At 68.1% G+C, this 25561-nt stretch carries 22 protein-coding genes and 1 pseudogene; 12 read left to right on the top strand and 11 right to left on the bottom strand.

What is annotated here, in order from left to right; translation table 11 throughout:
- Nucleotides 1-242: 242 nt before the first annotated feature.
- Nucleotides 243-827, top strand: a complete 585-nt coding sequence (locus BM249_RS10730; RefSeq protein WP_425284822.1) for a TadE family protein — start codon at nt 243-245, stop codon at nt 825-827.
- A gap of 24 nt (nt 828-851) precedes the next feature.
- Complete coding sequence (locus BM249_RS10735) at nt 852-1508, top strand: TadE/TadG family type IV pilus assembly protein (RefSeq protein ID WP_091971754.1); 657 nt, start codon at nt 852-854, stop codon at nt 1506-1508.
- 350 nt (nt 1509-1858) lie between these two features.
- Here BM249_RS10735 and BM249_RS10740 read toward each other — a convergent pair whose 3' ends face one another.
- The 3 genes and pseudogenes from BM249_RS10740 to BM249_RS10745 all read right to left on the bottom strand — a co-directional run bounded on the left by BM249_RS10740 (nt 1859) and on the right by BM249_RS10745 (nt 6381).
- Entirely contained in the window at nt 1859-3415 is a 1557-nt protein-coding gene (locus tag BM249_RS10740) for a vWA domain-containing protein (protein ID WP_244528692.1), read from the bottom strand.
- Between the two features lie 33 nt (nt 3416-3448).
- Nucleotides 3449-3592: pseudogene (locus tag BM249_RS22225) on the bottom strand (TadE/TadG family type IV pilus assembly protein); the annotation flags it as partial.
- Between the two features lie 431 nt (nt 3593-4023).
- Nucleotides 4024-6381, bottom strand: a complete 2358-nt coding sequence (locus tag BM249_RS10745) for a lytic transglycosylase domain-containing protein (protein WP_091971758.1) — start codon at nt 6379-6381, stop codon at nt 4024-4026.
- 183 nt (nt 6382-6564) lie between these two features.
- Here BM249_RS10745 and dapA point away from each other — a divergent pair, with 183 nt between their 5' ends.
- The 3 genes from dapA (at nt 6565) to BM249_RS10760 (ending at nt 8653) form a co-directional block, all read left to right on the top strand.
- The gene (gene dapA / locus BM249_RS10750; protein WP_091971760.1) at nt 6565-7461 is read left to right on the top strand and encodes a 4-hydroxy-tetrahydrodipicolinate synthase; all 897 of its coding nucleotides are present in this window, start codon (nt 6565-6567) and stop codon (nt 7459-7461) included.
- Between the two features lie 85 nt (nt 7462-7546).
- Nucleotides 7547-8020 (top strand): SsrA-binding protein SmpB, encoded by a 474-nt coding sequence (smpB, locus tag BM249_RS10755; RefSeq protein ID WP_091971762.1) that lies wholly within the window; start codon nt 7547-7549, stop codon nt 8018-8020.
- Nucleotides 8021-8086: 66 nt separating this feature from the next.
- Complete coding sequence (locus tag BM249_RS10760) at nt 8087-8653, top strand: peroxiredoxin (RefSeq protein ID WP_091971764.1); 567 nt, start codon at nt 8087-8089, stop codon at nt 8651-8653.
- 43 nt (nt 8654-8696) lie between these two features.
- On the opposite strand, the gene BM249_RS10765 is transcribed toward BM249_RS10760, so the two are convergent.
- The 4 genes from BM249_RS10765 to BM249_RS10780 form a co-directional block, all read right to left on the bottom strand.
- Complete coding sequence (locus BM249_RS10765) at nt 8697-9374, bottom strand: LabA-like NYN domain-containing protein (protein ID WP_091971766.1); 678 nt, start codon at nt 9372-9374, stop codon at nt 8697-8699.
- A 340-nt stretch (nt 9375-9714) separates the two neighbouring features.
- Nucleotides 9715-10302 carry an orotate phosphoribosyltransferase gene (pyrE, locus tag BM249_RS10770; protein ID WP_091971768.1) on the bottom strand — a complete coding sequence of 196 codons (588 nt, stop codon included), beginning with the start codon at nt 10300-10302 and terminating at the stop codon, nt 9715-9717.
- Between the two features lie 100 nt (nt 10303-10402).
- Nucleotides 10403-11767, bottom strand: coding sequence for an MBOAT family O-acyltransferase (locus BM249_RS10775; protein ID WP_091971770.1), 1365 nt, complete (start codon nt 11765-11767; stop codon nt 10403-10405).
- Nucleotides 11768-11929: 162 nt separating this feature from the next.
- The gene (locus BM249_RS10780) at nt 11930-12364 is read right to left on the bottom strand and encodes a flagellar assembly protein FliX (RefSeq protein WP_091971772.1); all 435 of its coding nucleotides are present in this window, start codon (nt 12362-12364) and stop codon (nt 11930-11932) included.
- A gap of 399 nt (nt 12365-12763) precedes the next feature.
- Here BM249_RS10780 and BM249_RS10785 point away from each other — a divergent pair, with 399 nt between their 5' ends.
- Genes BM249_RS10785 through BM249_RS10795 form a run of 3 tightly spaced genes read left to right on the top strand, consistent with a single transcriptional unit; the run spans nt 12764 to nt 14862 of the window.
- Entirely contained in the window at nt 12764-13921 is a 1158-nt protein-coding gene (locus BM249_RS10785; protein WP_091971774.1) for a flagellar basal body P-ring protein FlgI, read from the top strand.
- 40 nt (nt 13922-13961) lie between these two features.
- Nucleotides 13962-14393 carry a rod-binding protein gene (locus tag BM249_RS10790; RefSeq protein ID WP_091971776.1) on the top strand — a complete coding sequence of 144 codons (432 nt, stop codon included), beginning with the start codon at nt 13962-13964 and terminating at the stop codon, nt 14391-14393.
- Complete coding sequence (locus BM249_RS10795; protein WP_091971777.1) at nt 14377-14862, top strand: hypothetical protein; 486 nt, start codon at nt 14377-14379, stop codon at nt 14860-14862. Before BM249_RS10790 ends, BM249_RS10795 begins: the two co-directional genes overlap by 17 nt.
- 87 nt (nt 14863-14949) lie before the next feature.
- On the opposite strand, the gene BM249_RS10800 is transcribed toward BM249_RS10795, so the two are convergent.
- The gene (locus BM249_RS10800; RefSeq protein WP_143103733.1) at nt 14950-15270 is read right to left on the bottom strand and encodes a porin; all 321 of its coding nucleotides are present in this window, start codon (nt 15268-15270) and stop codon (nt 14950-14952) included.
- Between the two features lie 101 nt (nt 15271-15371).
- Between BM249_RS10800 and BM249_RS10805 the strand changes: the two genes are divergently transcribed.
- Together BM249_RS10805 and BM249_RS10810 are read left to right on the top strand one after the other, a co-directional pair.
- Nucleotides 15372-15842: a BLUF domain-containing protein gene (locus tag BM249_RS10805; protein ID WP_091971781.1), complete on the top strand. Its 471-nt coding sequence runs from the start codon at nt 15372-15374 to the stop codon at nt 15840-15842.
- 50 nt (nt 15843-15892) lie between these two features.
- Nucleotides 15893-16345, top strand: a complete 453-nt coding sequence (locus BM249_RS10810) for a response regulator (RefSeq protein ID WP_091971783.1) — start codon at nt 15893-15895, stop codon at nt 16343-16345.
- 265 nt (nt 16346-16610) lie between these two features.
- Here the strand turns inward: BM249_RS10810 and BM249_RS10815 are convergent, their stop codons facing one another.
- Complete coding sequence (locus BM249_RS10815; protein WP_091971785.1) at nt 16611-18860, bottom strand: RelA/SpoT family protein; 2250 nt, start codon at nt 18858-18860, stop codon at nt 16611-16613.
- Nucleotides 18861-19048: 188 nt separating this feature from the next.
- On the bottom strand, nt 19049-19453 hold the full coding sequence (gene rpoZ / locus BM249_RS10820; RefSeq protein WP_091971787.1) for a DNA-directed RNA polymerase subunit omega: 405 nt from the start codon (nt 19451-19453) through the stop codon (nt 19049-19051).
- 296 nt (nt 19454-19749) lie between these two features.
- On the opposite strand from rpoZ, the gene BM249_RS10825 reads away from it, so the two are divergent.
- Entirely contained in the window at nt 19750-21906 is a 2157-nt protein-coding gene (locus BM249_RS10825) for a methyl-accepting chemotaxis protein (RefSeq protein ID WP_091971789.1), read from the top strand.
- Nucleotides 21907-22030: 124 nt separating this feature from the next.
- Here BM249_RS10825 and BM249_RS10830 read toward each other — a convergent pair whose 3' ends face one another.
- Complete coding sequence (locus BM249_RS10830) at nt 22031-24007, bottom strand: putative bifunctional diguanylate cyclase/phosphodiesterase (protein ID WP_091971791.1); 1977 nt, start codon at nt 24005-24007, stop codon at nt 22031-22033.
- Between the two features lie 555 nt (nt 24008-24562).
- Between BM249_RS10830 and BM249_RS10835 the strand changes: the two genes are divergently transcribed.
- Nucleotides 24563-25471 carry a class I SAM-dependent methyltransferase gene (locus BM249_RS10835; protein WP_244528693.1) on the top strand — a complete coding sequence of 303 codons (909 nt, stop codon included), beginning with the start codon at nt 24563-24565 and terminating at the stop codon, nt 25469-25471.
- The last annotated feature ends 90 nt before the right edge of the window (nt 25472-25561 follow it).

Below are 25561 nucleotides of genomic sequence, written 5' to 3' on the forward strand. Positions count from 1 at the left end.
CGGACGTCGGGGGAAAGGTCCGTCCGGTGACGGACAGGCGCCCGAAGGCGAGACGCCTGCTCCCGTCCGACACCGAGCCACACCCGTTGCGATTCCATGCGGATCGGTCCGATCCCCGCGACCGATCGTGTCACCGAAGAGAAATTATACATCATTCGAACGAAACGATGGGACGAAGGCCCTGCTCCCGGTCGTGATGGCTTCCGGGGATCGGCGACGAAAGATAATCCACACCCATGCCAATCCGGTCGTCCAGCCGCCGTCATCGAACAGAATCGACAGGACGTTCCGTTGGCTTTTTCCGCGCGCGGGGCGGCGCCACGGCCGTCGAATTCGCCCTCGTGGTCTTTCCGTTCCTGATTCTCGTAACGGGCATCCTCGACACGGCGATGCTGTTCTGGGCAAGCCAGACTCTGGACGACGCCCTCGCGGACGCCGCGCGGACGGTCCAGACCGGGCAATTCCAGGGGGCGAATGCGGGCGAGACCGATCCCGCGCGCGCCCTGACCAATCTGCGCAACGAACTGTGCCGGTCCAACGGCGCCGAGCGCTGGACGCTGTTCACCTGCTCGGACGTCAAGCTGGAGCTGCGGGTCTACGACAGCATCGCGGCCGGCAAGACGATGACGCCCCTCGATCCGCAGACAAGGAACTGGTCGCCAGATTTCGGCAAAAGCTACACCAATGCCCAGGCCAGCACCATCGTGGTCATTCAGGCAGCGGTGAAGTATCCGAGTTTCAGCTTCACCTTTCCGATGACGACGTCCTTCGCGGACGGATCGCGCCTGCTCCAATCCGTCCAAGTCTTTCGCACCGAGCCGTTCTGATAAGGGCTGGAGGTCACACGACCCATGCGTTCTGTTGCAGCCCCCCCGTCGCCGCGCCGTCTCGGGCGGTTCAGACGGGCGCAAGGCGGCGTCGCCGCCGTCGAGTTCGCCCTCATCGCCCCAGTGCTCGTGCTCATCTACGTGGGCGGTTCGGAACTGGCGCGGGCGGCGATGGCGCAGCGGCGCACCACCTTGTTGAGCCGAACCGTGGCCGACCTGACCTCCCGCGGCGACACCGTCTCGCCGATGGCGCAGGCGACCATGACGGATATCCTGGCGGCGGCGAAGCTCGTCTACCAGCCGTTCGACGCGACAAACGCCGTGATCCGCGTCGCCGCCATCGGCATCTACATGCGGGGCAATTCCCGCACCGTGCGCGTCTGCTCCAGCGACGGCACGGCCGGCGCCGCGAAATGGGCCGTCGGCCCGGCTCCGGCGGATCTTCCCATTCCGGCTGTCTACAACCGGCATGGCATGCGCCTCATCGTCGCCGACGTGACGATGCCCTACGCCCCGATTTTCGGCACCACCTACGCGACCCTCCTGGGCGTGGGGACGGGAGCGTTCCCGCTCTCCAGGACCACGATCTGGCCGACCCGCCAGGGAAAGGGGTTCACCGCCGACGCCGACGACGAGGTCGTGCTGCCGGCCGGAAAAGCCTGCCCGGCGACGGCGGATTAGGCTTCGGGAGAGGTCGGACCTGCGTCCGGCCGCGACGGCGTTCCGTCGGGTCCCCGGATCACGAATGCCGCGTCATTGCCTCGTGCTGTGACGCAATCACTTCGTTCATGCGCCAGAGCACGAGGCTTTTGTCTTTGCATCAAGTTTCCCAGACACGGCTGAAGCCTCCGTCTGGATCGATGCACTAGAGCATCGGCCCGAAAGCTGGGAACCGGCTTTCGGACAAAAGCCGATGCGGTCCAATAGGTTTAGAGCGTCGTCCTGGATCTGATATCCAGGACGACGCTCTAGGTAAAGCGCCCCTTCTTCCACCGAACCGGCCCCCCCCTTCGGCGGCATGGGTCGAAGCGTCAGTGAATGATCCGCAGCTTGCCGATGCTCTGGGCGATGTCGTCGAAGGCCGCGATGAGCGCCGTCGATGAGTTCGCCACATAGGCTTGGCTCGGCGTCGACGCGCAGTCCCGCAGGAGGGCGATCCCGTCCTGATCGATGGGATCGTTCGGAACGTTGAAGCCGATGGTGAAGACGGTGATGTTGCGGGCCTTGGCATTGATGCAAGCCTCGCGGGTCAGGGCATCGAGGGCGGCACGGGCCTTGGCGTCGGACGTGGGCTGGGCCGTGCCGCTCACGAGTCGGCCGGCGAGCGCCGGCGTGCCCGCAACCTTGGTGCCGTCGCCATTGGTGAGGTAGCCCATGGCCCCGAACAGCGAGTCGTTGATGTTCATGCCGGCGTTGGTGTTCCACGAATTGAAGCCATCCGTCATCAGAACGATGACTTTGCGCACGGAGGTGTCGCGATAGGGCACGCCCTGCGCGAAGACGCTCAGGGGCGAGATCGTCCTCCACGCCCACATGAAGCCGTCGAAGATGTTGGTGCTGCCCGAGGGCGAGAGACTATCGATCAGGGATTTGAGTCGCGCGGTGTCTTTCGTCAGGGTCTGCAGCGGCTTGCTCGTGCAGCCGAAATTCGGCCCGTTGGGAACTCCGAGATCCATCGACGACTGATACTCCACTGGCTTGAAGTACTTGCACGCGCGCGTCTCCGCCTCCGGCGCCGTCATGTACTTCGTACCACAATCCGGAAGGGGCGTATGATCCGTCAAGTAGCTGTTGTAGTACGCCTGCCTCGAGGGACTGAGATTCTTATAAGCGTCACCTGTTTGGACATCATTTGGCCTGCTCTCATAAATGTACCCACCACTTCTTCTTGCGATTCCAGGCTCATCCGGCGCGAACATGGGAACGAAGTAGCTGTTGGGGTTCTCCTGGGTCGGGGCGGCGTCCTGCACATTCAGAGGATAGGGCAGGGTCTCGAGGCAGCCGGCCCAACTCCAGGCTGGATCGAGCCACTTGAGCTGATCGAAGATATCGAACCGGCTCTTGATCGTTTTCTTGACGAGCTCGCTGGCCGCGGAAAAATCGACGTTGTTCCAGTGGTAGGCAGATCTCGCACTTCCATCGATCCAGCTCGTGGACGGGCCATAGGCTTTCGGGTCGACGGCGACGCCGCTGGCGAAGGGCACGACGGAGATCCGTGTCTGCGGGCTGAAGATCGGCTTCGAAGCGACGTAATCGATGAACTTCTTCGCGGCGTCCTGAGCGGCGGCCATCTTCGTGCCCGAGCCGCCGGCATTCTTCATGGAGCCCGTGGTATCGAGGGCGAGGGCGATCTCGAAGGTCTGGGCCATGGGCGTCGCGCATTGCGAGGACGCGCCGACTTCGACGGTGTTGATCCGCATGATGCTGACGAACGCGGTCTGGTAGACCGCGCTTCCCTTCACGGTGATCGTGCGCGGATCGGTGCCGATGTTCAAAGGTCTCTCGAGGGTCGCCCCCTCGGGCATGTACGATGTCAGAAGCTTCGCGGCCTGGGCTTCGAGATCGGCGTTGGAGGTTTGCGGGCTCATCTGACAGAGGCTCAGGGCGATTCCATCGACGCTGTTTTGCAGTTGAGCCCGCAAGGTCGACGCCCGCCCATAATCGACGGTGGCGCCAAGCAAGAAGATCAGCGGCATCAACACAAGGGCAAACAGTATCGCGATGTTTCCCCGCCGATCGTCCCGAAAACGGCGCAGCATCTTCATCACCTACTCCCGGCACCAAGGAGCGAGCCTAGCCCAGCTTCGTTAACGCCCCCTCTTGCAAGAGGCGGAACAACTCAGGCATGCCGGGTTCGACGATCAAGTTTTCGTGTTGGGACAACGACAGGCCCGGAAGCTGGCAGTGCCCCGATGGTCGCGATCCAGCGCGTGTTCGACGCCGAGAGCGGCTGTAAACACTGGCGGAACCTTGGGCGGGATCGCGCGGCCCGCCCCCTGGACGGCCGAACGCTTCGGTGGCGGGAAGACCCGCGCGATCCGGTGGCCTGGATGCTTCGGGCGCGCGGCGCTCTCGTGTCCAATGTCCGCCGATGGGGATGGCCTCTCGAACCCCGGGCACCGGGGCCGACGCGCATCTGGCCGTCCTGTCCCGAGCAGGGATCGGCGTCCGCCCCCACACCGGCCGCGACGCCCGTTCAGCGCGCCCCGCGTTGAAGATCGCCCTCGATGAGCAGCGCGCTCTTGGTGTCGAGGCGGGTGCGGTAGATCTGGAGGTTCTCCATCACCCGCTGGACGTAGTTGCGCGTCTCCGTGAACGGGATGCGCTCGACCCAATCGATGGGGTCGACACCGGGCTTGCGCGGATCGCCGTAGGCGTCGATCCATTTCTTCACGTTGCCGCCGCCGGCATTGTAGGACGCGAAGGCGAGGATGTAGGAGCCGCGCCAATCGTCCATGAGCTCGCCGAGATGGGCTTGGCCGAGGCGGGCATTGTAGGCGGGGTCGCTGGTGAGGCGGTCCTGGTCGAAGGCGGCGCTCACCCGGCGGGCCGTGCGCTGGGCGGTGGCCGGCATCATCTGCATGAGGCCCCGCGCGCCGACGCTCGATTGGGCGAGGGGATCGAACTGGCTCTCCTGCCGGGCGATGGCGAACACCATGGCCTTCTCGACGAGGGGCACGGCGGCCGAGGCTTCGTAGGCCGGGATGCCGATGGTCGGGTAGGCGTGGAGGTCGAGCGGCAGGCCGCGCTGCACGGCGATCTTGCCGATGGCCACCAAGGCGCGCGCGTTGCGGACCTCCGTGGCGATGGTGCCCAGCGCATCGAGTTCGGCCGGGTCGGTGAGCTTCGTCGCCGCGTCGATATAGAGCGGCAGGGCGAGGTCGCGGAGCGAAGCGGCTTCCAGGAGGCGCAGGGCCCGCATGGGCAGGCGCTCCATGAAGGCGGCGCGGGCGGGGGCGTCGAGTTCGGGCAGGGCCCGAAGCGCCAGGCTGGCGCGGCCGAGCTTCGCCCGGGCGAGTTGGCCGTAATACGCGATGGGCTGGAGGGCGGCGCGCTCGTAGGCCGCCTTTGCGTCCTCGGTCTTGCCCAAAGCCTCGGCGGCCCGGCCCTGCCAATAGGCGGCCCGCGCCAGGGAAATCGGCGTCTCGGCGATGGCGGCGGCGGCCTCGAAATGGCGCGCCGCGGTGCCGGCATCGTCGAGGAAGCGCAGGGCGATCCAGCCGGCGTGGAACTCCGCCTCGATGCGTTTCTCCACCGTGCGGGCGCTGTGCCGGCCGGCGACCACGTAGGCGGTGCGGGCATCGCCGAGATCCACGAGCTTGCGCGCGACGATGCGGCGCTCGACCCACCATTCGTCGCCGTCGACGAGGACGTCCGGATTGGTCGGGGCCACGGACAGGAGGGCGGCGGCCTCCGCGTACCGGTCCGTGCGGCGCAGGTACTGCGCCCGCGACAGGATGTAGGAAGAATCACCCCGGAGCGACGGCGGCACGGCGTTGAGGGCGGCGGGCGCCGACGCACTCTTGTCCTCCACGGCGCGGCGCGCCCGGACCAGGGTGGCGTAGCTCGCCCCCGCATAGGAAGCCGCGCGGCCGGCGGTGTCGTAGTCTTCCTTCAGGAGGGCCCGCTCCATGCGGAAGCGGTGGTCGATCCGGGTCAGCACGCCCGGAAACGCATCCATCACCCGGGTTTCGAGGCCGCGCCCGAAGCTGTCGGAGCGCCACAGGTCCCGCACCAGGGCGGCGGCGTCGCCGTCGAGGCCCTCTGAGCGGAAGGCCAGGGCCAGGGCGAACTTGCCGGGCGGGCTCGCGGGTTTCGTGGTGGCGAAATAGGCCCGCACGATCGCGGGAGATTTCCGCTCGATGAGCAGAGCCTCTTCCGCGCGGCGACGCAGCAGCGGTCCCGCGGGCCAATCGGGATAATTGCGCGTGAACGCGACGGTGCGCTCGAAGCCGATGCCGGCCCCGGCCCGGATGGCGACCCATTCGAGGAGCGCCCGGGCGGCGGGGTCCGAGAACGCCTCGCGCAGGCGGTCACCCTCCGCCACCTTGCCCTTGCGATAGGTGTCGATGGCCGCGCGCAGGGCGGGCAAGTCGATGTCCGGCGCCACCAGCACGGCGCGGCGCGGATCGGGCACATCCGGCACCGGGGCCACGGGCGACACCGCCGCGTCGGGCAGAGGAAAGGCGATGCCGGCTTCGGGGTCGGCCGAGGCATAGGCTTTCGCGGTGGCGGGGAGGGCGGAAGCCGGAGGCGCGACGGCCGGCGTCTCGGCGGTGCGACCCTCGATCTTCAGGGCATCGGCCGCCACGGGATCGGGGGTCCTGGTGTCCGTGAGGGCGCTCGAAGGCGCGGCGGCGTCGCTCGCCGGAACGGCCTCGCCCGTGGATGCGGACAGCGGCGCCGGCAGCGTATCGGGCGAAGGCCCCGTCTCGGCTCCCGCCGCGAACACGCGGGACCCCGGCCCCGTGACGGCGATGAGCGATCCGGCCAGCAAGGTCCCGGACACGGCCAGCGCCAGCGTGGCGCGATGCGAACACCTCCGGAACACCATGATTTCGCGAATCCCTGTGTGTACGGGCGACGTTCAAGCTCACTCAGAGGGCATTAAGAAGGCATTAACCGCGCGAACACGGCGTTTGCGCCCGTGCGGCCAAGGCTTTATGTCTCGCCGCCTGACGCGGGGCCGGTCCTGGCTCCGCCGCGAGACGAGCCCCGAAGGGCCGGGAACGCCAGGATGACCGACACCTCCACCCGGCGCCTCAAGGGCGCGATGACCGCCCTGGTGACGCCGTTCCGCGACGGCGCCCTCGACGAGGACGCCTTCCGCAAGCTCGTGACCTGGCAGATCGAAGAGGGCATTCACGGTCTCGTTCCCGTCGGCACCACGGGCGAGACCCCGACGGTGACGCCGGCCGAGCACGACCGCGTGGTGGCGATCTGCGTCGAAATGGCCGGGGGCCGCGTGCCGGTGATCGCCGGCGCCGGCTCGAACTCCACGGCCGAGGCGGTGGAGCGGGCGCGCCACGCGGAAAAGGCCGGCGCCGACGCCGTGCTGGTGGTGACGCCGTACTACAACAAGCCGTCGCAGGATGGGCTCTACGCCCACTTCAAGGCGATCAACGACGCCATCGGCATCCCGATCATCCTCTACAACATTCCCGGCCGCTCCATCGTCGACATGAGCGTCGAGACCATGGCGCGCCTGTACGCGCTCAAGAACATCGTCGGGGTGAAGGACGCCACGGCGAAGCTCGACCGTGTCAGCCTCCAGCGCCAGGCCATGGGGCCGGACTTCATCCAGCTCTCCGGCGAGGACGCGACGGCGCTCGGCTTCAACGCCCATGGCGGTCGCGGCTGCATCTCCGTGGTGTCGAACGTCGCCCCGCGCCTCTGCGCCGAGCTGCAGGAGGCGACGCTCGCCGGCGACTACGCCAAGGCGCTCGCCCTGCAGGACCGTCTGCTGCCGCTGCACACGGCGATGTTCGTGGAGCCGAACCCGGCACCGGCGAAGTACGCCCTCGCGCGCCTCGGCCACATCCGCGAGGAGCTGCGCCTGCCGCTGCTCCCCGTCACCGAGGCCGGGCGGGCGACCATCGACGCCGCCCTGCGCCATGCCGGCCTGCTCGACTGATTTCGACTGGCGGACCCGCCTCGAACCGACCATATCTCCAGAAAACCCGGCCGCATTCCGGCGGCCGGCCTGAACCGACGATGTGATGGCACCCAAACCCGCTTCCGACCGCCGCGTCGTCGCCGACAACCGCGCCGCCCGCTACCATTACGAGATCACCGACACCATCGAGGCCGGGCTCGCGCTCACGGGCACCGAGGTCAAATCCCTGCGCAAGGGCAAGGCCACCATCGGCGAGGCCTATGCCGGGCCGTCGGGCACCGACCTGATGCTGTTCAACGCCTACATCCCCGAATACGTCGAGGCGAACCGCTTCAACCACGAGACCAAGCGGCCGCGGCAGCTGCTGCTGCACCGCAAGCAGATCAACAAGCTCATCGGCGCCACCCAGCGCGAGGGCTTCACCGTGGTGCCCTTGAAGATCTACTTCAACGAGCGCGGCCGGGCGAAGATCGAACTGGGGCTCGGCCGGGGCAAGAAGCTCCACGACAAGCGCGAGGCTTCGAAGGAGCGCGACTGGCAGCGCGACCGCGCCCGGATCATGCGCGACAAGGGCTGATTTTTTGAGGGCGGGTCTTCGTGCGCGGGCTTAGGCTGGCGGTCCGTGCCCCCCGGAGCGCCGCGCATGACCCCCGATTTCAACGCACTCCCCACCGACCTGCCCGTGCCGGAGGACGACGGCGCCGCGCGCCACCTCGCCGGAACCCGCGTGCCCGACATCTCCCTGGAGGCGACCGACGGGTCGCGGGTGTCCCTGGCCCGCCTCGCGGGCCGCAGCGTGGTCTATGCCTATCCCCGCACGGGCGAGCCGGGCCAGCCCAACCTCGTGGACGACTGGGACGCGATTCCGGGCGCGCGTGGCTGTACCCCGCAGGCCTGCGAATTTCGCGATCACCACGCGGAACTCGTCCGGCGCGGCGTCGCCCATGTCCACGGGCTCTCGACGCAGACGAGCGCGTATCAGCGCGGGGTGGCGACGCGCCTGCACCTGCCGTTCAGCCTCATCGCCGATCCGCACGGGGCGCTGACGCAGGCGATGCGGCTGCCCACCTTCGCGGCCGGGGGCCTCACGCTGCTGCGCCGCCTCACCCTCGTGCTCGACGACCGGCGGGTGACCCAGGTGTTCTATCCGGTCTTCCCGCCCGACCAGAGCGCCCGGCAGGTTCTGGATTGGCTCGACGGGACGGGGTGAGGGGACCCGCGTCAACCGTCAATCGCGTGGATGAGTCGCACGCTTACCCCTCGGGGGTCTCGTCACCCTGGCGGATGCCGTAGCGGGTCTCGAGGGCCGGGCTCGGGCGCGCGGAACGCTCGGGGGTCTCGCCGCGCGAGCGGGTGCCGGTGTCGCCCGCCATCGAGCGGTCGGGCAGGGAGCGGACGTTGCGCTCGCCGGGGTCGCGCCCGATGCGGGGGATGAGGTGCACGAGATCGAGGAACTCGTCGGCCTGCCGGCGCAGGTCGTCGGCCACCATGGCGGGCTGGGTCTGGATCGTCGAGACCACGGTCACGCGCACGCCCTTGCGCTGCATCGCTTCCACGAGGGAGCGCAAATCTCCGTCGCCGGAGAACAGTACCATGTGGTCGATGCGGGGGGCGAGTTCGAGGGCATCGATGGCGAGTTCGATGTCCATGTTGCCTTTGATCTTCCGGCGGCCCGCCGAATCGACGAATTCCTTGGCTGGCTTGGTCACGACCCGGTAGCCGTTATAGTCGAGCCAATCGATCAACGGGCGGATCGAGGAGTATTCCTGATCCTCGACCATGGCGGTGTAGTAGAACGCCCGGAGGAGATTGTCCCGCCCCTGAAACTCCTTCAGCAGCCGACGATAGTCGATGTCGAAGCCGAGGGCCTTGGTGGCGGCATAGAGGTTGGCGCCATCGATGAAGATGGCACTGCGCTGTTGTGCGCTCATGAAACGATCCGTTGTTCGATACAATGAGAAAAAGCCTACGCCAATTCCCTCGTCATCCACCCAATCCTTGGGAGATACTGGATTCAGAGGCAATTTCCATCGAGATCGAGGTCGATGACGTCCACGAAAAGCCGGCGGCGTGACGATGTGCGAAGGAATATACAAAAAAATACGTCGTCGTGGCAACCGATGTCAAGCGGAACAAGTATTGCGTGCAGATTCCCCAGGCATTCTAGGTCCAGTTTCGCGGTCAAATCGGAAACAAAGTTCAGACTTTCCGGACACGATGTGCCATTTCGGGACGCGGGCGGCGATTACACGTCCCGCGCCCATGGGTGCTTCACGCCTTCATCACCCGGCTGCCGGGCTTGACCGCCGGCAGGGCCGCGAGTTCGGGCGGCAGGGCATCGGCGGGGTAGGCCGGGATGTCGAGGGTCACGAGGGTCACGAGCGGCAGGCCGATCTCGCCGCGCCCGCCAGAGCGGTCGATGAGGCAGGCCGCGCCCACGATCTCGCCGGCCTCGCCCGACAGGGACGCGAGGCATTCGCGGGCCGAAAGCCCGGTTGTGACGATGTCCTCGACGATGACGGCGCGGGTGCCGGCCGGAATGCTGAAGCCGCGCCGCAGGGTGAACGGCCCGCCGGGCTCGCGCTCCACGAAGATCGCCCGGGCGCCGAGGTGGCGGGCCGTCTCGTAGCCCGGCACGATGCCGCCGATGGCGGGGGAGACCACGATGTCGATGGGGCCGAACCGCTCGGTGATCGTCGCCGCCAGCGCCTTGCACAGGCGCTCCGTGCGCACGGGATCGGAGAAGATCGCCATCTTCTGGAGGAACACTCCGGAATGCAGGCCGGAACTGAGGACGAAATGGCCTTCGAGGAGGGCCTGCGCGTCGCGGAATTCGGCGAGCACCTGCTCAGGGGTCATGATCGGCTCCGGTTCGTAGGGGTCCGATCGTGTGTAGGCAGGGGCGGGGCACGGGTGCAAGCATTCCCGACGCCCCCCGTCGTTCTCGGCGCGATGCCCCTCAGAACTGGAAGTAGATGAAGGCGTAGTTCGCATCCTCGCCGAGGCGCAGGAGGAGCACGACGAACAGGAGGCCGAGCCCCACGGCGACGGATGGGCGTGGGCCGACCCGGCCCGCGATGACGAGGGCGGTTGGGCCGAGGCAGGCGATGGCGGCGGCCGGCGCCAGGGTCCGCCAGGAAAAGCCGGTCCCGAGGGGTGCCCCGCCCGCCAGGGCCTCGCCGAGGCGCAGGGCCGTGGACAGGTCGGGGGCCCGGAACAGCACCCAGGTCGCGACCACGAAGGCGAAGGTGAGGAGCCAGCCGACGGCGGCGGGCAGGACGAAGCCGGCCCGGCGCCACACCAGGCCGAGACCGAGGCCAAGGCCGTGGGCGAGCCCCCAGGCGACGAAGGTGAAACCGGCTCCGTGCCAGAGGCCGCCGAGGGTCATGGTGGCGAGGAGCGCCAAGACCTGGCGGCGCGGCCCGTGGCGGTTGCCCCCCAAGGGAACGTAGAGATAATCGCGCAGGAAGCGCGACAGGGTCATGTGCCAACGCCGCCAGAAGTCCTGGAGCGATGTCGCCCGGTAGGGCACGTCGAAGTTCGGGGGCAGGACGACGCCGAGCATCAGGCCGAGGCCGAGCGCCATGTCGGTGTAGCCGGAAAAGTCGAAGTAGATCTGAAACGTGAAGCCGAGGGCCGCCTGCCATGCCTGCGCCACGGTCACGGTCCCGCCCGCGGCCGCGAGGTCGAACACCGGATTGACGAGGACCGCCAGGGGATCGCCGAGGAAGACTTTCTTCGACAGGCCGAGGCCGAGGAGGATCAATCCCCGGCCGAAGGCGGCAGGGGCCACCGGCGCGGTCTCGGCGAACTGGTGCATCACCTCGCGCCAGCGCACGAGGGGGCCGGCGAGCACCTGTGGGAAGAAGGCGATGTAGAGGGCGTAGTCCCGCAGGCCGAAGGCCGGCGCCCGCCCGGCCCGGAGGTCGGCGAGGTACATGCAGTGGTGGAAGGTGAAGAACGAGATACCGAGCGGCAGGGCGAGGCCGACGGGGCCGATCTCGAGGCCGGGAATCCAGGCGACGAGGCCGGCGAGGAAATCGAGGTACTTGAACAGCCCCAGGGTCGCGAGGTTGCCCGCGATGGCAAGCGGGATCAGCCAGCGCGCCCCGGTGGCGCGGTGGGCCCGGGCGACGCACCAGTTCGCCCCGATGGAGAGGCCGAGCAGCGGCACGAAGCGCGGGTCCCACCAGCCGTAGAACACGAAGGAGAGGAGGAGGAGGGCTTCGCGGCGCCGGGCCGGATACAGGCGCAGCACCAGGCCGTGGAGCCCGAGGGCGACGGGCAGGAAGCCCAGCAGGAAGGCAAGCGAATTAAAGAGCATGACGCCCACGGATGCGGCGGAGCGCGGCCCGTCCGAAGTCCGGGGGCGTGAACGCCCCGGTTTGTCGGGGATCGCCGCGGGGGCGTCAATGCCGGTTTCCTCGGCCGGACCGATCCCCAGGCGGTGACCTCATCGAGGTCCGGCATGGCCGGGCGAGGCCCCTCAGGCGGCGGCGCGCACCTCGATCTCGCGGGCCTGGAGCTTGGCCAGCTCCACGGCCGCGCGCAGTTCGATCTCGGCCATCAGGGCGTCGAGGCGAGGATCGCCGCTCTCGCAACGCTGGGCGAGGCGCGAAGCGATGGCCTTGAGGTCAGAGGCCGAGACCCGGCCCATCAGGAGGGAGACCTTGAGCCGATCGAGGCTGTCGAGGAGGTCGTAGCCTCGGCGCGTCGTGCGCCGGCGGCGCTCCTCCGGCGAGTCCGGTCGGGCCTGGAGTGCCAGGATCGCGTCGAGGCCGGCCAGCGACGCGGCCGGGGTGGCGGCGGCACTCGCATTCAGGGTTGGAGCCCGGTCGAGGGTGAACAACGCGCCACCGTCGAGGCGGCGGGAGGTCACGCTCCCCGGGGCGGAGGCGGCGTAATGGGTATCGATACGCATGTGCGACGCTGTTCCGGCTCCGCGCGGTCCTCGTCCACCACCCCGAACCCGCGCGGTTCCGGGATGTGGCCGATTCGGTTCCCCGACGGGGCACCAAATCGGCTGCGAGGCGGCAGAATCCGTCCTGTATGGTTAAGTGCCGGTAAACACCCCGGCAGAACCTGCCGGGTCGCGCCGGCGGGAGGGGGCGAAAACCATGCGCCGGACGGGGACACCCAGAAAAAGTACCTCTGTATCAACCACTTGAGAAAACGCGGCCGCTTGGCACGCTCCTGGCAGATCGAAGGGCGAAGAGTGCCTCACGTGGGCCCCCAAACGCCGATCCTCCTCATCGGAGCCATCCGGCGCCCCGGGTCTCACCGAAGGACGCTCCGCCCTCCATCGAAGCGCGCCATGCGAATGCAGACGTCCCGTCAGACCCTCGGGTCCACCCGCCGCTCCTCCTGGAGCCTCGCCCGGCGCCTCACGGCCCTGGCCTTCCTCGTCCTCGCAGCCGCGCCGGGCGGCGCCTTCGCCATGTCGCGGGTGAAGGACATGGCGAGCATCGAGGGCGTTCGCTCGAACCAGCTCGTCGGCTACGGCATCGTGGTGGGCCTCAACGGCACCGGCGACACCCTCAACAACATCCCGTTCACGAAGCAGTCGCTCCAGGCCATGCTGGAACGCCTCGGCGTCAACACCCGCGGCGCCACCATGCGCACCCAGAACCTCGCCGCCGTGATGGTGACGGCGAACCTGCCGGCCTTCGCCACGCAGGGCAACCGCATGGACATCACCGTGTCGTCGCTCGGTGACGCCAAGTCGCTCCAGGGCGGCACCCTGCTGGTGACACCGCTGCTCGGCGCCGACGGCGAGGTCTACGCCCTGGCCCAAGGGTCGGTGGCCATCGCGGGCTTCTCGGCCGAGGGCGACGCCGCCAAGATCACCCGGGGCGTGCCCACCAACGGACGGGTGCCGAACGGCGCGATGATCGAGCGCGAGATGGCGTTCAAGATGAACGACATGCGGTCCCTGCGCCTCTCCCTGCGCAACCCCGACTTCACCACCTCGAAGCGCATCGCCGCCGCCATCAACGACTTCATGGGGGCCGACACCGCCGAGCCCACGGACCCCGCCACCGTCACCCTCCAGATCCCGCCGAAATACAACGGCAACATGATCCGCCTCGTCACGGAGATCGAACAGCTCAAGGTCGAGCCCGATCAGACGGCACGGGTGATCGTCGACGAGCGCTCCGGCATCATCGTCATGGGCCGCGACGTCCGGGTGTCCACCGTCGCCATCGCGCAGGGCAACCTCACGGTCAGCATCACCGAGACCCCGCAGGTGAGCCAGCCCGCGCCCTTCTCCAACGGCGAGACCGTGGTGGTGCCGCGCACCGGGGTGAAGGTCGATACCGGCGAAGGCAACAAGCTCGCCCTCGTCAAGGAAGGCGTGACCCTGCGCGAACTCGTCGACGGCCTCAACGCCCTCGGTGTCGGCCCCCGCGACCTCATCTCGATCCTGCAGGCCATCAAGGCCGCCGGCGCCCTCCAGGCCGACATCGACGTGATGTGACGGCGCCCCCTCAAGCCCCTCCAGCCCGAAAGGTCGACCCATGTTGCTCGCTCCCCTCGCCATGAACGCCGCCATGGGCGTCGGCAAAGCCATCCTCGGCGATATCGCCCAGTCGGTGTCGGGGGTCTCCCGGACCGCCGAGGAGGCCGCCAAGGCCGCCTCGAAGACCGCGGCCGGTGCCGTCAGGGGCGCGACGGCGGGGACGCCCAGGACCGACGCGGAGATCAGGGCCCGCAAGGCTTCGACGGAGTTCGAAACGATGTTCCTCGAACAGACCCTCGACCGGCTGACCCAGTCGGAGGGCACCGACGGGCCGCTCGGCGACAACGGCACGGGCGGCGGCATCTACCGCTCGATGCTCGCCAAGGAATATGCCGGCCAGATCGTGAAGAGCGGCGGCGTCGGCATCAGCGATCAGGTCTACCGCGAGATGATGAAGATGCAGGAGGGCTCCCATGTCGGCGTCAACTGAGTCGCCGCTTCGAATCGTCGACGAGGCCGGCGCCGTCGCCCTCGTCGGCCGGGTGATGGAGACCCTGCGGGCCCTGGAGGACGTGCTCGCCCGGGAGAGCGACCATATCCGGGTCGGGCGCCTCCATCAGGGATTGGCGGAAACGCCGGGGAAGACCGGCCTGTCGGCGGCCTACCTCCAGGGGCTGGAGACGATCAAGGCCAACGCCACCGCCCTCATGCGGTTCGCGCCCGAGGGCCTCGCCGCCCTGAGGGACGCGCACCAGCGCTTCACCGAGGCCGCCGCCTCCAATCAGGCGGTGCTCGCCACGGCCCACACCGTCGCCGAAGGGTTGGTGAAGTCCCTGTCGCAGGAGTTGAACCGCACCCGCACGGCGACGGTCTACGGCCAGTCGGCGCGCGGCCCGTCGCCCTATCTCCGGCCCGGCATGGAGGGCAGCCAGCCCCTGGTGCTCTCGGTCAATCTCTGATCCGGCGCGCCATCCGGGCAAAGCCGAACGCCGCCCCACCGCCGGAATCGAACGGCGTTCGTCCGAGCCGGATTCCGGGCACAGCCCTCAGTCGAACGGCCCGCTCCGGCGCTGCCCCGCGCCCAGGCGCACGAAGGCGCGGACCGGGCCGGCCTCGGTGGCGGTCCGCGCATCGATGGACAGGCGGCCCTCGGCGCCGGTTCCGGCGCCGGATCCGGCCGGCTGGTGCCGGCCCACCGTCGCGCCGGCGGCGACCCGCCCCGACAGTCGCAGGCAGGTATCGCTGCCCGGCACCGCGACGAAGCCTGGCCCGGAGGGACACGCCGCCTTCGCGCTCCCCATGGCGGTCAGAACGCCGAGGCACACGAAGCCGGCGATCACGCTGCCCCGTCTTAGAAAACTCTGCATCGACCGTTCCCCACAGGCATGTGCGTCCGCTCCAGCGTGTCTTTACACTCCGTTATCGCTCGGGTGGCTAGCGTGTCATGCTAGTTGAACGAGTCAAAACGATGCGCCCGAACAAGCGGACGAGCCTCCTCCATCTCATCTACTTTTCGCGGCTGAACCTCCCGGCCGAGATTCCCGCGCGCAACCGCGCCATCGAGGATATCGCCCGTCACGCCCAGAAGAAGAACGAATTCTCGGTCATCACCAGCTTCCTCATGGTGGATCAGAATTTCGCCGTTCAGATCCTCGAGGGCGAGCGGACGTCGGTGACCGATACGTTCAACCGCATCGTGCGCGATTCCCGCCATCGCGACGTTCACATCGTCGAGTGGCGGGAGATCGCCAAGCGGGACTTCGTTCATTCCTTCACCACGAGCGTGCGCGGACCGGCCAGCGAAGCGGTGTTCGCGAAGGCGAACCTCCTGCCGAGCTTCCAGCGCGGCACGCCGAAGGGCAGCGCCATCCTCGCCCTCGCCCAACAGTTGCAAGCCGAATCGATGACGAAGCAGGGCATCGAACACTTGTTCGTCTGAGAGCCCCCGGATCCACCCCACCGAGTCCAAGGTTTCGAGTTGCAAAAACCATGAACGAGACCCCGCCTATCCTCATTGTCGACGATCAGGACAAACTCCTGCGGTTGATCATCTTGCTGATGAACCGGCTCGGTTTCCCCGAGGTCGAAGGCGTGAACGATGCCGCCACGGCCCTGCAGCGTCTCCGGTCGCGCAAATACGCTCTGGTGATCTCCGATCTCGATATGACACCCATGGACGGCATCGCGCTCCTGCGCGAGATCCGCTCGGACGAAGATCTGATGAACATCCCGTTCATCCTCACGGAATCGTCGTTCGATTTCGACGACATCAACATCGCTCACCATGCCGGGGCGGATGCGTTCATCCTCAAGCCGTTCGACATGTCGGTGCTGAACACGAAGCTGAAGCAGGTCATCAACCGCAAGCCGCGCAGGCGCGAGGCACCGATGCCCCTCGATTCGGCGTTCAACATCAACTTCCCCATGCTGGGGAAATACTGACCCGAGACAGGGTCGCCCTCGGGCTTGAACGCCTGTCGGTTCCAAGCCCGTCGCCCGTCAAGGCGGCGGGCCTTTCGTCGTTGGGCTGGCCGCGACGGTTCGACACCGCCTCGCCCGCGCTCCGGAACCGACGCCCCTCCGCGATCGGGAGGTCCGCGCGGCGCCCATCCTTTTCGCGTCGGATCGGACGAACTCCGTGCGGTTGTCCTCGGGCGCCGCGCGGGCGCGCCGATCCGGCGACCGCTCTCATCGAGCGGACGCCGGATCAGCCGTTCACGCGATTCACGCGGGCCACGGTGCGCTTGCCGCGCAGCTCCGCCACGATGGCGTTGAGGTGCTTCAGGTCCCACACGGCGAGGTCGATGACGATCTCGGTGAAGTCCTGGGTCTTCCGCTTCATCGACAGGTTGTCGATGTTGCCGTCGTGGTCGGCGATCACCTGGGCGATGGAGGCGAGGACGCCCGGCTCGTTGATGGATTGCAGGGCCAGCCGCGCCGGGAAACGCTCGCTCGCCCCCGCTTCCACGTCCCAGCGCACGTCGAGCCAGCGGTCGGGCTCGTTGTCGAAGGCGGCGAGCGCCGCCGACTGGATCGGATAGATGGTGACGCCGATGCCGGGGGTGAGGATGCCGACGATGCGGTCGCCCGGCACGGCGCCGCCGTTGGGCGCGAAGCTCACGGGCAGGTCGGTGTCGAGGCCCCGGATGGGAATGGCGTCGGGCCGCCCGGCCTCGGCCGATCCTTCGGGGAAGGTCAGCCGCATGGTCTGATCCTTGGAGAGGCTCAGGCGCCCGGCGCCGCCGGCGGCCGGCTGCTGCAGGGGCGCGGCGCCCGTGCGGCGCTCGTCCTTGTGGTCGGGATAGACCGCCCGCACCACGTCGCCCGAAAACATCTCGCCCCGGCCCACGGCCGCGAACACGTCCTCCGTCGAGGTGCGGGCGAGGCGGGGCAGGGCGCCGCGCAGCTTGTCCTCCGAGAAGCTGCGCGCCGCGCGCTCGAAGGCCCGGTCGAGGATCTGGCGCCCGAGGCCGGCATATTGCCGGCGCACGGCCGAGCGCGTCGCCCGGCGGATCGCCGAGCGGGCCTTGCCGGTGACCACGAGGGATTCCCACGCCGCCGGGGGCGATTGCCCGTCGGCACGGGCGATCTCGACCTCGTCGCCGTTGACGAGTTCGTGCAGGAGCGGCGCCATGCGGCCGTTGATCTTGGCGCCGACGGCGGAATTGCCGACATCGGTGTGCACCGCGTAGGCGAAATCGATGGGGGTGGCGCCCCGGGGCAGGGCGATGAGCCGCCCCTTGGGGGTGAAGCAGAACACCTGATCCTGGAACAGTTCGAGCTTCGTGTGCTCCAGGAACTCTTCCGGGCTGTCGCCCTCGGCCAGGAGTTCGATGGTGCGGCGCAGCCATTGGTAGGCGCCGCTCTCGGTGGCGAGGTGGGGCGGAACGCCGGTCTCCTCACGCCCACGCGCGTCCCTGCCGGCCTTGTCCTTGTAGAGCGCGTGGGCCGCGATGCCGTATTCGGCGATCTCGTCCATGGCGGCGGTGCGGATCTGCAGCTCGACGCGCTGGCTCTTCGGACCGATCACCGTGGTGTGGATCGAACGGTAATCGTTCTGCTTCGGGGTCGAGATGTAGTCCTTGTAGCGCCCCGGCACCATCGGCCAGGTGGTGTGGACGACCCCGAGGGTGGCGTAGCAATCGGCCAGGGTCTGGACGATGACGCGAAAGCCGAAGATGTCCGACAATTGCTCGAAGGCGACGGACTTGCGCTCCATCTTGGCCGAGATCGAGTAGGGCCGCTTCTGCCGCCCCGTCACCTCGGCGACGATGCCCTGGGCGGCGAGGCGGGTGGTGAGATCCCGTTCGATGCTCTCGACGAGGCGCTCGGACTTCGCCGTGAGGTCGGCGAGGCGCTGCTCGATGGTGGCGTAGATCTCGGGCTTGAGGTTGCGCAGGGCCAGGTCTTCGAGCTCCTCGCGCAACTCCTGCATCCCCATGCGGCCGGCGAGCGGCGCGTAGATGTCCAGGGTCTCCTGGGCGATGCGCTCGCGCTTGTCGACGCGCATGTGGTGGAGGGTGCGCATGTTGTGCAGGCGGTCGGCGAGCTTGACCAGCAGCACCCGCACGTCGGCGGCCACCGCCAGGAGCAACTTGCGGAAGTTCTCGCCCTGCGCCGCGCGCTTGGAGACGAGGTCGAGGCGCTTCAGCTTGGTCAGGCCGTCGACCAGGGCCCCGATCTCAGGACCGAACAGCTCGGAGATCTCGTCGAGGGTCGCGGTGGTGTCCTCCACCGTGTCGTGCAGCACGGCGGCCACGATGGTGGCGTCGTCGAGGCGCAGATCCGTGAGGATGCCCGCCACCTCCAGGGGGTGGGCGAAGAACGGGTCGCCCGACGCCCGTTTCTGGGTGCCGTGGGCGCGCATGGCATAGACGTAGGCGCGGTTGAGCAGGTTCTCGTCCGTCGCGGGATTGTAGCGTCGCACCCGCTCGACAAGCTCGTATTGACGCATCATCCGCGCGACAGACCCTTTTCGGACCGGACATCCCGCACCGCGCGGGTTTGAGAAGAGATGTGTCCCGCATCGCACGCGGCCACGCTAGTCCCCAAGCGCCGCAGGTCGAGTGAAAGGCGCCTCGGGCGCGCAAAGAAAAACCCGGCCGTGGGGCCGGGTTCTCGAAACGTCCGCCGCGGCGGGGCCGATCACTCGGCCTCTTCGTCCGTCTCGGTCGGGGGGGCCAGATTCTCGAGGCCGCGCAGGAGGTCTTCCTCGCTCATGCGGTCGAACTGCACGTCGTCGCTGGTGGATTGCGGCGCGACGGCGGCGGCGGCCGGCGAGCTCGACAGCAGCGGCACGGTCTCGGCCTCGGGCTCGTCGACCTCGACATACTTCTGCATCGAGTGGATGAGCTGTTCCTTGAGGTCGTCGGCCGTGATGGTCTCGTCACCGATCTCGCGCAGGGCGCAGACGGGGTTCTTGTCGCGGTCGCGGTCGATGGTCAGGGGCGCGCCGGCGGCCAGAAGCCGCGCGCGGTGGCTGGCCAGCAGCACGAGCTCGAACCGGTTCTCGACCTTGTCGATGCAGTCTTCAACGGTGACGCGAGCCATGGGGGCGGCTCCTTCCTCGGACGAAGTGTTTCGGAATTGAACCGGCCTCTTACACCCCTTGACGTTTTGCAACAAGGCGGGGTGGGCGCATCCGACGGGGACGGCCACGGAACGCGGCGTCCGGGTGATGCGGCGACAGTGCGCCACGGCGCCGTGATCGGGCCGCGACTGAGGCCCGTTCCATGCCCAGATCAAATACTTGATTAATAAGACCATTATTATACCAAATAGTAAGCTTCTTTAATAAACTCAGAGCAATCGAGAGGAGAAAGTCCAGACCAAGAGGCGATACCGTTATGTTTAAATTCAGCCGTCTGACGGTGCGTCTGCCCGCCATGACGATCGGCCTCGCGCTGTTCAGTGCCGTGGCGATGGGCGGGTTCAGCTGGAATGCGGCGCGCGACAGCCTGATGGAGGCGGCGAGGGCGAGGCTGCAGCTCACCGCCGCCGCCGAACGCAACGGCATCGGGCTCATCGCCGAGCGCCTGCAAGCGGATTTCATGTCGATCGCCGCCCATCCGGTCCTGTCGGCGAACGGGCCCGAGATGATGGACATGCTCGATCTCAGCCGGCCCGACATCCGGGCCATGGTGGCGGCCTTCCAGGCGCCCAAGACCGTCGGGGAGCGCGTCGCCTTCGACGGCCTCTCGACCGGCACCCTGTACGGGCGCCGCAACGCCAAGGTGCAGGAGCTCGCCCGCAAGCTCGTGGCCGAGCCGGGCTATGCCGACCTCCTGATCCTCGATCAGGAGGGGCGCGTGATCTATACGGCGACGAAGGGCAGCGACTTCGCCACGTCCGTCACCGACGACGCCCTGCGCAAGACCGGCCTCGCGCGGATCTACGAGCGCCTGCGCTACGGCGACGACGAAACCACCCACTTCGAGGATTACGCGCCCTATCCCGTGGGGGAAGGTCCCTCGGCCTTCATCGGCCGCGTCCTGACGAAATCCACCAGCATCGCCATGGGCACGGACGACGTGCAGGAGCGGGCGGGCTTCGTCGTCATGCGGGTCGATTCGAAATTGTTCGACCGCACGCTCACGCAGCGCACGGGCCTGGGAGAGACCGGCCAGGCCTTCGCCATCGGCGGCGACGGCGCCCTGCGCAGCAATCCGGCCCTGTCGACCCAGGCCAGGGCGGGCGCCCCGGCGACGCAGCTCGACATCGACCCGAAGAGCCTGACCGACGGCGAGACCATCACGGTCGCGGGCCGGGACGGTCCGCGCCTCGCCGCCGCCGTCGCCGCCACGGTCCTGGGGGCGCCCTGGATGATCGTCGCCGAGCAGAGCGAGGCGGAGGCCGTGGGGCCGGTGCAATCCCTGTCGCGGACCCTCGGCCTGATCGCCCTCGCGGTGCTGGCCGCGACCACCCTGCTGGGCCTCGGCCTCGCCCGCTCCATCGTGCGCCCCCTCGAAGCCCTGACCCGCGCCCTGAAGGCCCTGGCCGGGCGCGAGCCCCTCACGGAGGTTCCGGGCAGCGCCCGCCGCGACGAGATCGGCGATATCGCCCGCGCCGTGGGCACGATCCGCGACATTTCCCTGGAGGAAGCAGCCCAGCAGCTCAAGACCACGGAGGCCGCACGCCTCGTCGAGGAACGGAACCGGCGCGCCCTCCTGCGCGACCTCGCCGGACAGTTCGAGGCCTCCGTCGGCGGCATCGTCGATCAGGTGTCGCGGTCGGTGGACGCCCTCAACGCCGCCTCGGTCGGCATGCAGCGCGCCGTGGCGGACACGTCGCAGCGTTCCGGCAGCGCCGCCGCCGCCGCGCACCAGACCGCCGGCAGCGTCAACGCCGTCGCGGCGGCGGCGGAGGAACTCGGTGCCACCGTGGCGGAGATCGGCCGGCAGATCGAGCAGGCGAGCGACCTGTCCGCCGCGACGGTGGAGGAGGCGACCCGCGCCGAGGCGACGATGGAGAGCCTGACCACCGCCGCCGCCCGCATCGACGATGTGGTCAACCTCGTCTCGACCATCGCGGGCCAGACCAACCTTCTGGCCCTCAACGCCACCATCGAGGCCGCCAGGGCGGGCGAGGCCGGCCGGGGCTTCGCCGTCGTGGCCATGGAGGTGAAGGAGTTGGCGAAGCAGACGACGCAGGCCACGGGCGAGATCGGTCAGCAGGTCGCCTCGATCCAGGCGGCGACGAACGCGGCCCTGCACGTGATCCAGGGCATCCTCAGCCGCATCCGCTCCATGAACGCCGTGACGACGAACATCGCCTCGGCCGTGGAGGAACAGGGCGTCACCACGCAGGAAATCGTGCGCAACATGAACCAGGCCTCGGCCGGCACCGGCGCCGTCACCAGCGACATCACGGAGGTCGCCCGCGCCGCCGACGGGGCGGGCCTCGTCGCCGGATCGGTCCTCACGGCCTCGGAGGATCTCGCCGCCCAGTCCGAACACCTGCGCGCCGAGATCGGCAAGTTCCTCGACAACGTCCGCGCCGCCTGAGCCCGTCCCGCACCAAGCCCCTCATGCGACGCGCGGGACCGTCGCGGACCTCCGCGAAGGGACGACGGGCGGCTCCGGCCCGTCGTCCCTCGAACATATGACCCGACCCCGCGGATAGGCGCGGTCACGCCACGGCGGGCGGGTCGGCGAGGCGCCGGACGAGTTCGTGTTTCGGCATTGGCCGACCGAGGTGGTAGCCCTGGAACAGATCGACGCCGAAGGAGGCGACGAGCTCGACCTGAGCGGCCTCCTCGACGCCTTCCACGATGGTCCGCTGGGCGCAGCTGCCCACCAGATCGATGATGTTCTTCAAGAGCTTCGCGCCCCGCGGCGTATCGCAGCTCTGCACGAAGAACCGATCGATCTTCACCATGTCGAAGCGCAGTTCGCTGAGGCAGGTCAGGCCGGCGAACCCCGTTCCGAAATCGTCGAGCCAGACCCGGATCCCGAGGGCCGACAGCCGCTCAATCAGTCGGGCGACCCGGGGGTTGCCGCTGATCTGGCCGCCCTCGGTGATCTCGAGGGCGAGGCGGGCGGGCGCGATCCCGGCGGCCCGCACGATGGCCTCAATGGTGCCCATGAAGTTCGGGTCGTCGATCTGGCGCGAGGAAATGTTGACGCTCACGATCGGAAGGGCCGGTTCGGCGGCCAGCAGGCCGCAGGCCTCGCGCAGCATCCATTCGCCGAGTTCGACGATGACGCCCGTCCGCTCGGCCACGGGGATGAAGGTTTCCGGCGACACGGGCCGTCCCTCCGCATCCTTGAGGCGCATCAGGGCCTCGGCGCCCCAGATGAGCCCCGTGGTCACGTCGACGATGGGCTGGAACACCGCCGAGATGCGCCGGTCCGCGACGGCCGAACGCAGCATCTTGGCCGTGAGGGTGTCGCCCACGTCGGATTCGAGCATCCGCCGGTCGAACGCCCGGACGCAATTGCGCCCCTCTTCCTTGGCGGCATAGAGGGCGATATCGGCGGCCGTGACCGTCCGCTCGGGCTTGTCCCCGGCGACATCCCCGGAAAACGCCGCGCCGATGCTGACGGTGATGCCGGAGAGGTGATCGCGGCGCGCCGTATGGGCGATCTGCAGCCCCTCGACGGTTTGGCGGATCTCCTCGGCGAACGCGACGACCTGCGCCCGCGAGGCGGCCGGGAAGAGGGCGGCGAACTCCTCGCCCCCGAAGCGACCGAGGGCGTAGCCCCGGATTCCGGCCGCGCCCGCCATGGCGCGGCTGATCGCGGCGAGGCAGTGGTCCCCCTGCTGGTGCCCGTAACGATCGTTGTAGAACTTGAAGTAATCGACATCGATCAGGACGACACCGAACGGCCGGTCCGATCCAGTGGCGTCGAGCCAGAGCTTGCGCAAAACCTCGTCGATGGCCCGGCGGTTCGCCAGCCCGGTCAGGGCATCGGTGGTCGAGAGCCGGATCAGCTCCTCGCCGCGCTTGACGATCTCCCGCTGGCGCAGATCCGCCCGGCTGGCATTGAGATGAACGCGATAGCGTTCACGGTTGTACTTGAAGTTCAGGAACGCCGTCAGCATGAAGCTGAACAGATACAGCGAGCCGAAGCAGATCAGGTAGGTCGTCTCGCCGACGACGACGGCCGCCCAGACCAGGAACGTCGCGGCGATCAACCCCGAGGCCATCAGGGCGAAGGCAAAGCTCAGGTTGAAGAACAGGTTCGCGACCAGCATGAAGATCAGCCCGTACCCGGCATAATACAGCGTCGCCGTCGCCTCTGTGCTCTGCGCCGAGAGGAGGAGCCACGCCACGAAACCGAACACGACCCCGATCGCGCATTGGAATTCGAGACTGCGCGTCCCCACACCCCGGCGAACCTGTATCCCGATCGCCACGGCGTAGCTCACGCCGACGGCCAGCCGGAGCGGCAGGAGGTAGGGCAGCATGTCGGGAATCAGCAGCGCGTCCATGGCTCCGAACGCGACGTAGAGCAGGCCGACGAACTGGCACGCCCGGGCGAGTTCGCTGCGCAGGGCCTTGGCGTGCTGAACCGCGAACGCCGCATCGAGCTGGGGCGAGCGGCGCTCGAACCACCGCTTGCCGAGTTCCCGGTCGAGCAGACTGAGCGTTGCGGTGGTCATCGTTCCGGCGCCTCCCACCTCATGGTAGGCAACGTAGTTCCCGAAAACATGAATGGAATGATTAAAGCGCGCTCGCCGTACCGGATAAGATCGGACATCGGGTAAACCGCAGGACTTCCCTCCGCGCCAACGCGTCCCGCAGCGCGAGAACTGGACGAACCCGGATCTGATCTCCGGCCTGGAGCGAAAAGTCGAAACCGCCCCGCGAAACAACATAGATTTCTTTTGGCCGACTGCTCCACGGCCCCCGCTCGTTCGGACGGCCCCCATCGGAATCGTCCGGGACACCGGAACCTTGGGAAACCTTGCCCATGCCCCTGGACAGGAATTAACGCCTCGTTAACTATAATTTCCGCACCCAGGACTTTTCAGAGCATCGGTGCGTGAGGCGTAAAAGACATGGCCAGCGGCGGACTCTCGCTGTTTCGCGAACACGATCGCCTGAGCAGATTCAAATCACTCGAAGACAGACCGCCACTCCCGATCGGCACCCAAGCCCCGGTTTCGATACCTGACACACTCTATCCCGTCGTCGCCGAAGACGTTCGACGGGCTTTGACCGACATCGCGAACCTCGCGTCGCCCGGAAATTACACCGCCCTGGCAGATACGCTCATCGACCTGCTGGCCCTCCTCAAGGAGACGTTCAGCGACCGGACCTGGCACGGGGCCGTCCTTCCCGCCGCTCGCGCCCATACGGTCGCGCAGCTTGTGCACGAATGCCCGTTTACCTCGCATTCCTTCACCAAACCGCGCGGATACCCTGGAGATGCCGGGCTGATCGACTTTGTCTATCGCCATCCGGCCGCGCGGCCGGCCCAGGAAGCGGCCACGGCGGCCGGGCGCACGGTCATGGCCTTCACCGTCGACGTCACGGCCTGTGAAGCGGTCCGTCGGCGCCGCTCCGTTCTCGCGGCGGCCATCGACGCGGCGGCCGCGCGCCGCGAGCAGCCCGCGATCCTGTCGGTGGCCTGCGGGCACCTGCGCGAGGCCGAATTGAGCCTCGCCCTCACGGCGGGACGGGTCGGACGGCTGCTCGCCGTCGATCAGGATGCGACGAGTCTGGCCGCCGTCGAGGGCTATCGCGGGTCGGTCTCGCCCGCCATCGAGACGCGGCAGGCGACGGTCCGCCAGATCCTGGCGCATCGGACCGACCTCGGGCGGTTCGACCTCGTCTATGCCGCCGGGCTGTACGATTACCTCGATGCCCGGGTGGCGGCGCGCCTGACGCGGGTGCTGTTCGACCACCTTCACCCGGGCGGCCGACTCCTGATCCCGAATTTCCTCTGGGGCGTCCGCGAGGAAGCCTACATGGAAGTCTTCATGGATTGGTACCTGCTCTACCGCACCCGCTCCGAGATCGAGGATTTCGCGCGGGAGATCGACCCGGCCGCGATCCGAAGCACGCTCTATACGGAGGATGCCGCGGGCACGATCGGCTACCTGGAGATCGAGCGGATCTGAGGCGTCGCCCGGGATTCCCGGACCAAAGGGGACCGCCATCCGCTTTCGGGGCGGGCGGGGCCGTTCGCCGAACCGGACGCCCCGAAGGCG

Origin of the sequence: Methylobacterium gossipiicola, assembly GCF_900113485.1 — a bacterium.
Lineage (GTDB): Bacteria > Pseudomonadota > Alphaproteobacteria > Rhizobiales > Beijerinckiaceae > Methylobacterium > Methylobacterium gossipiicola.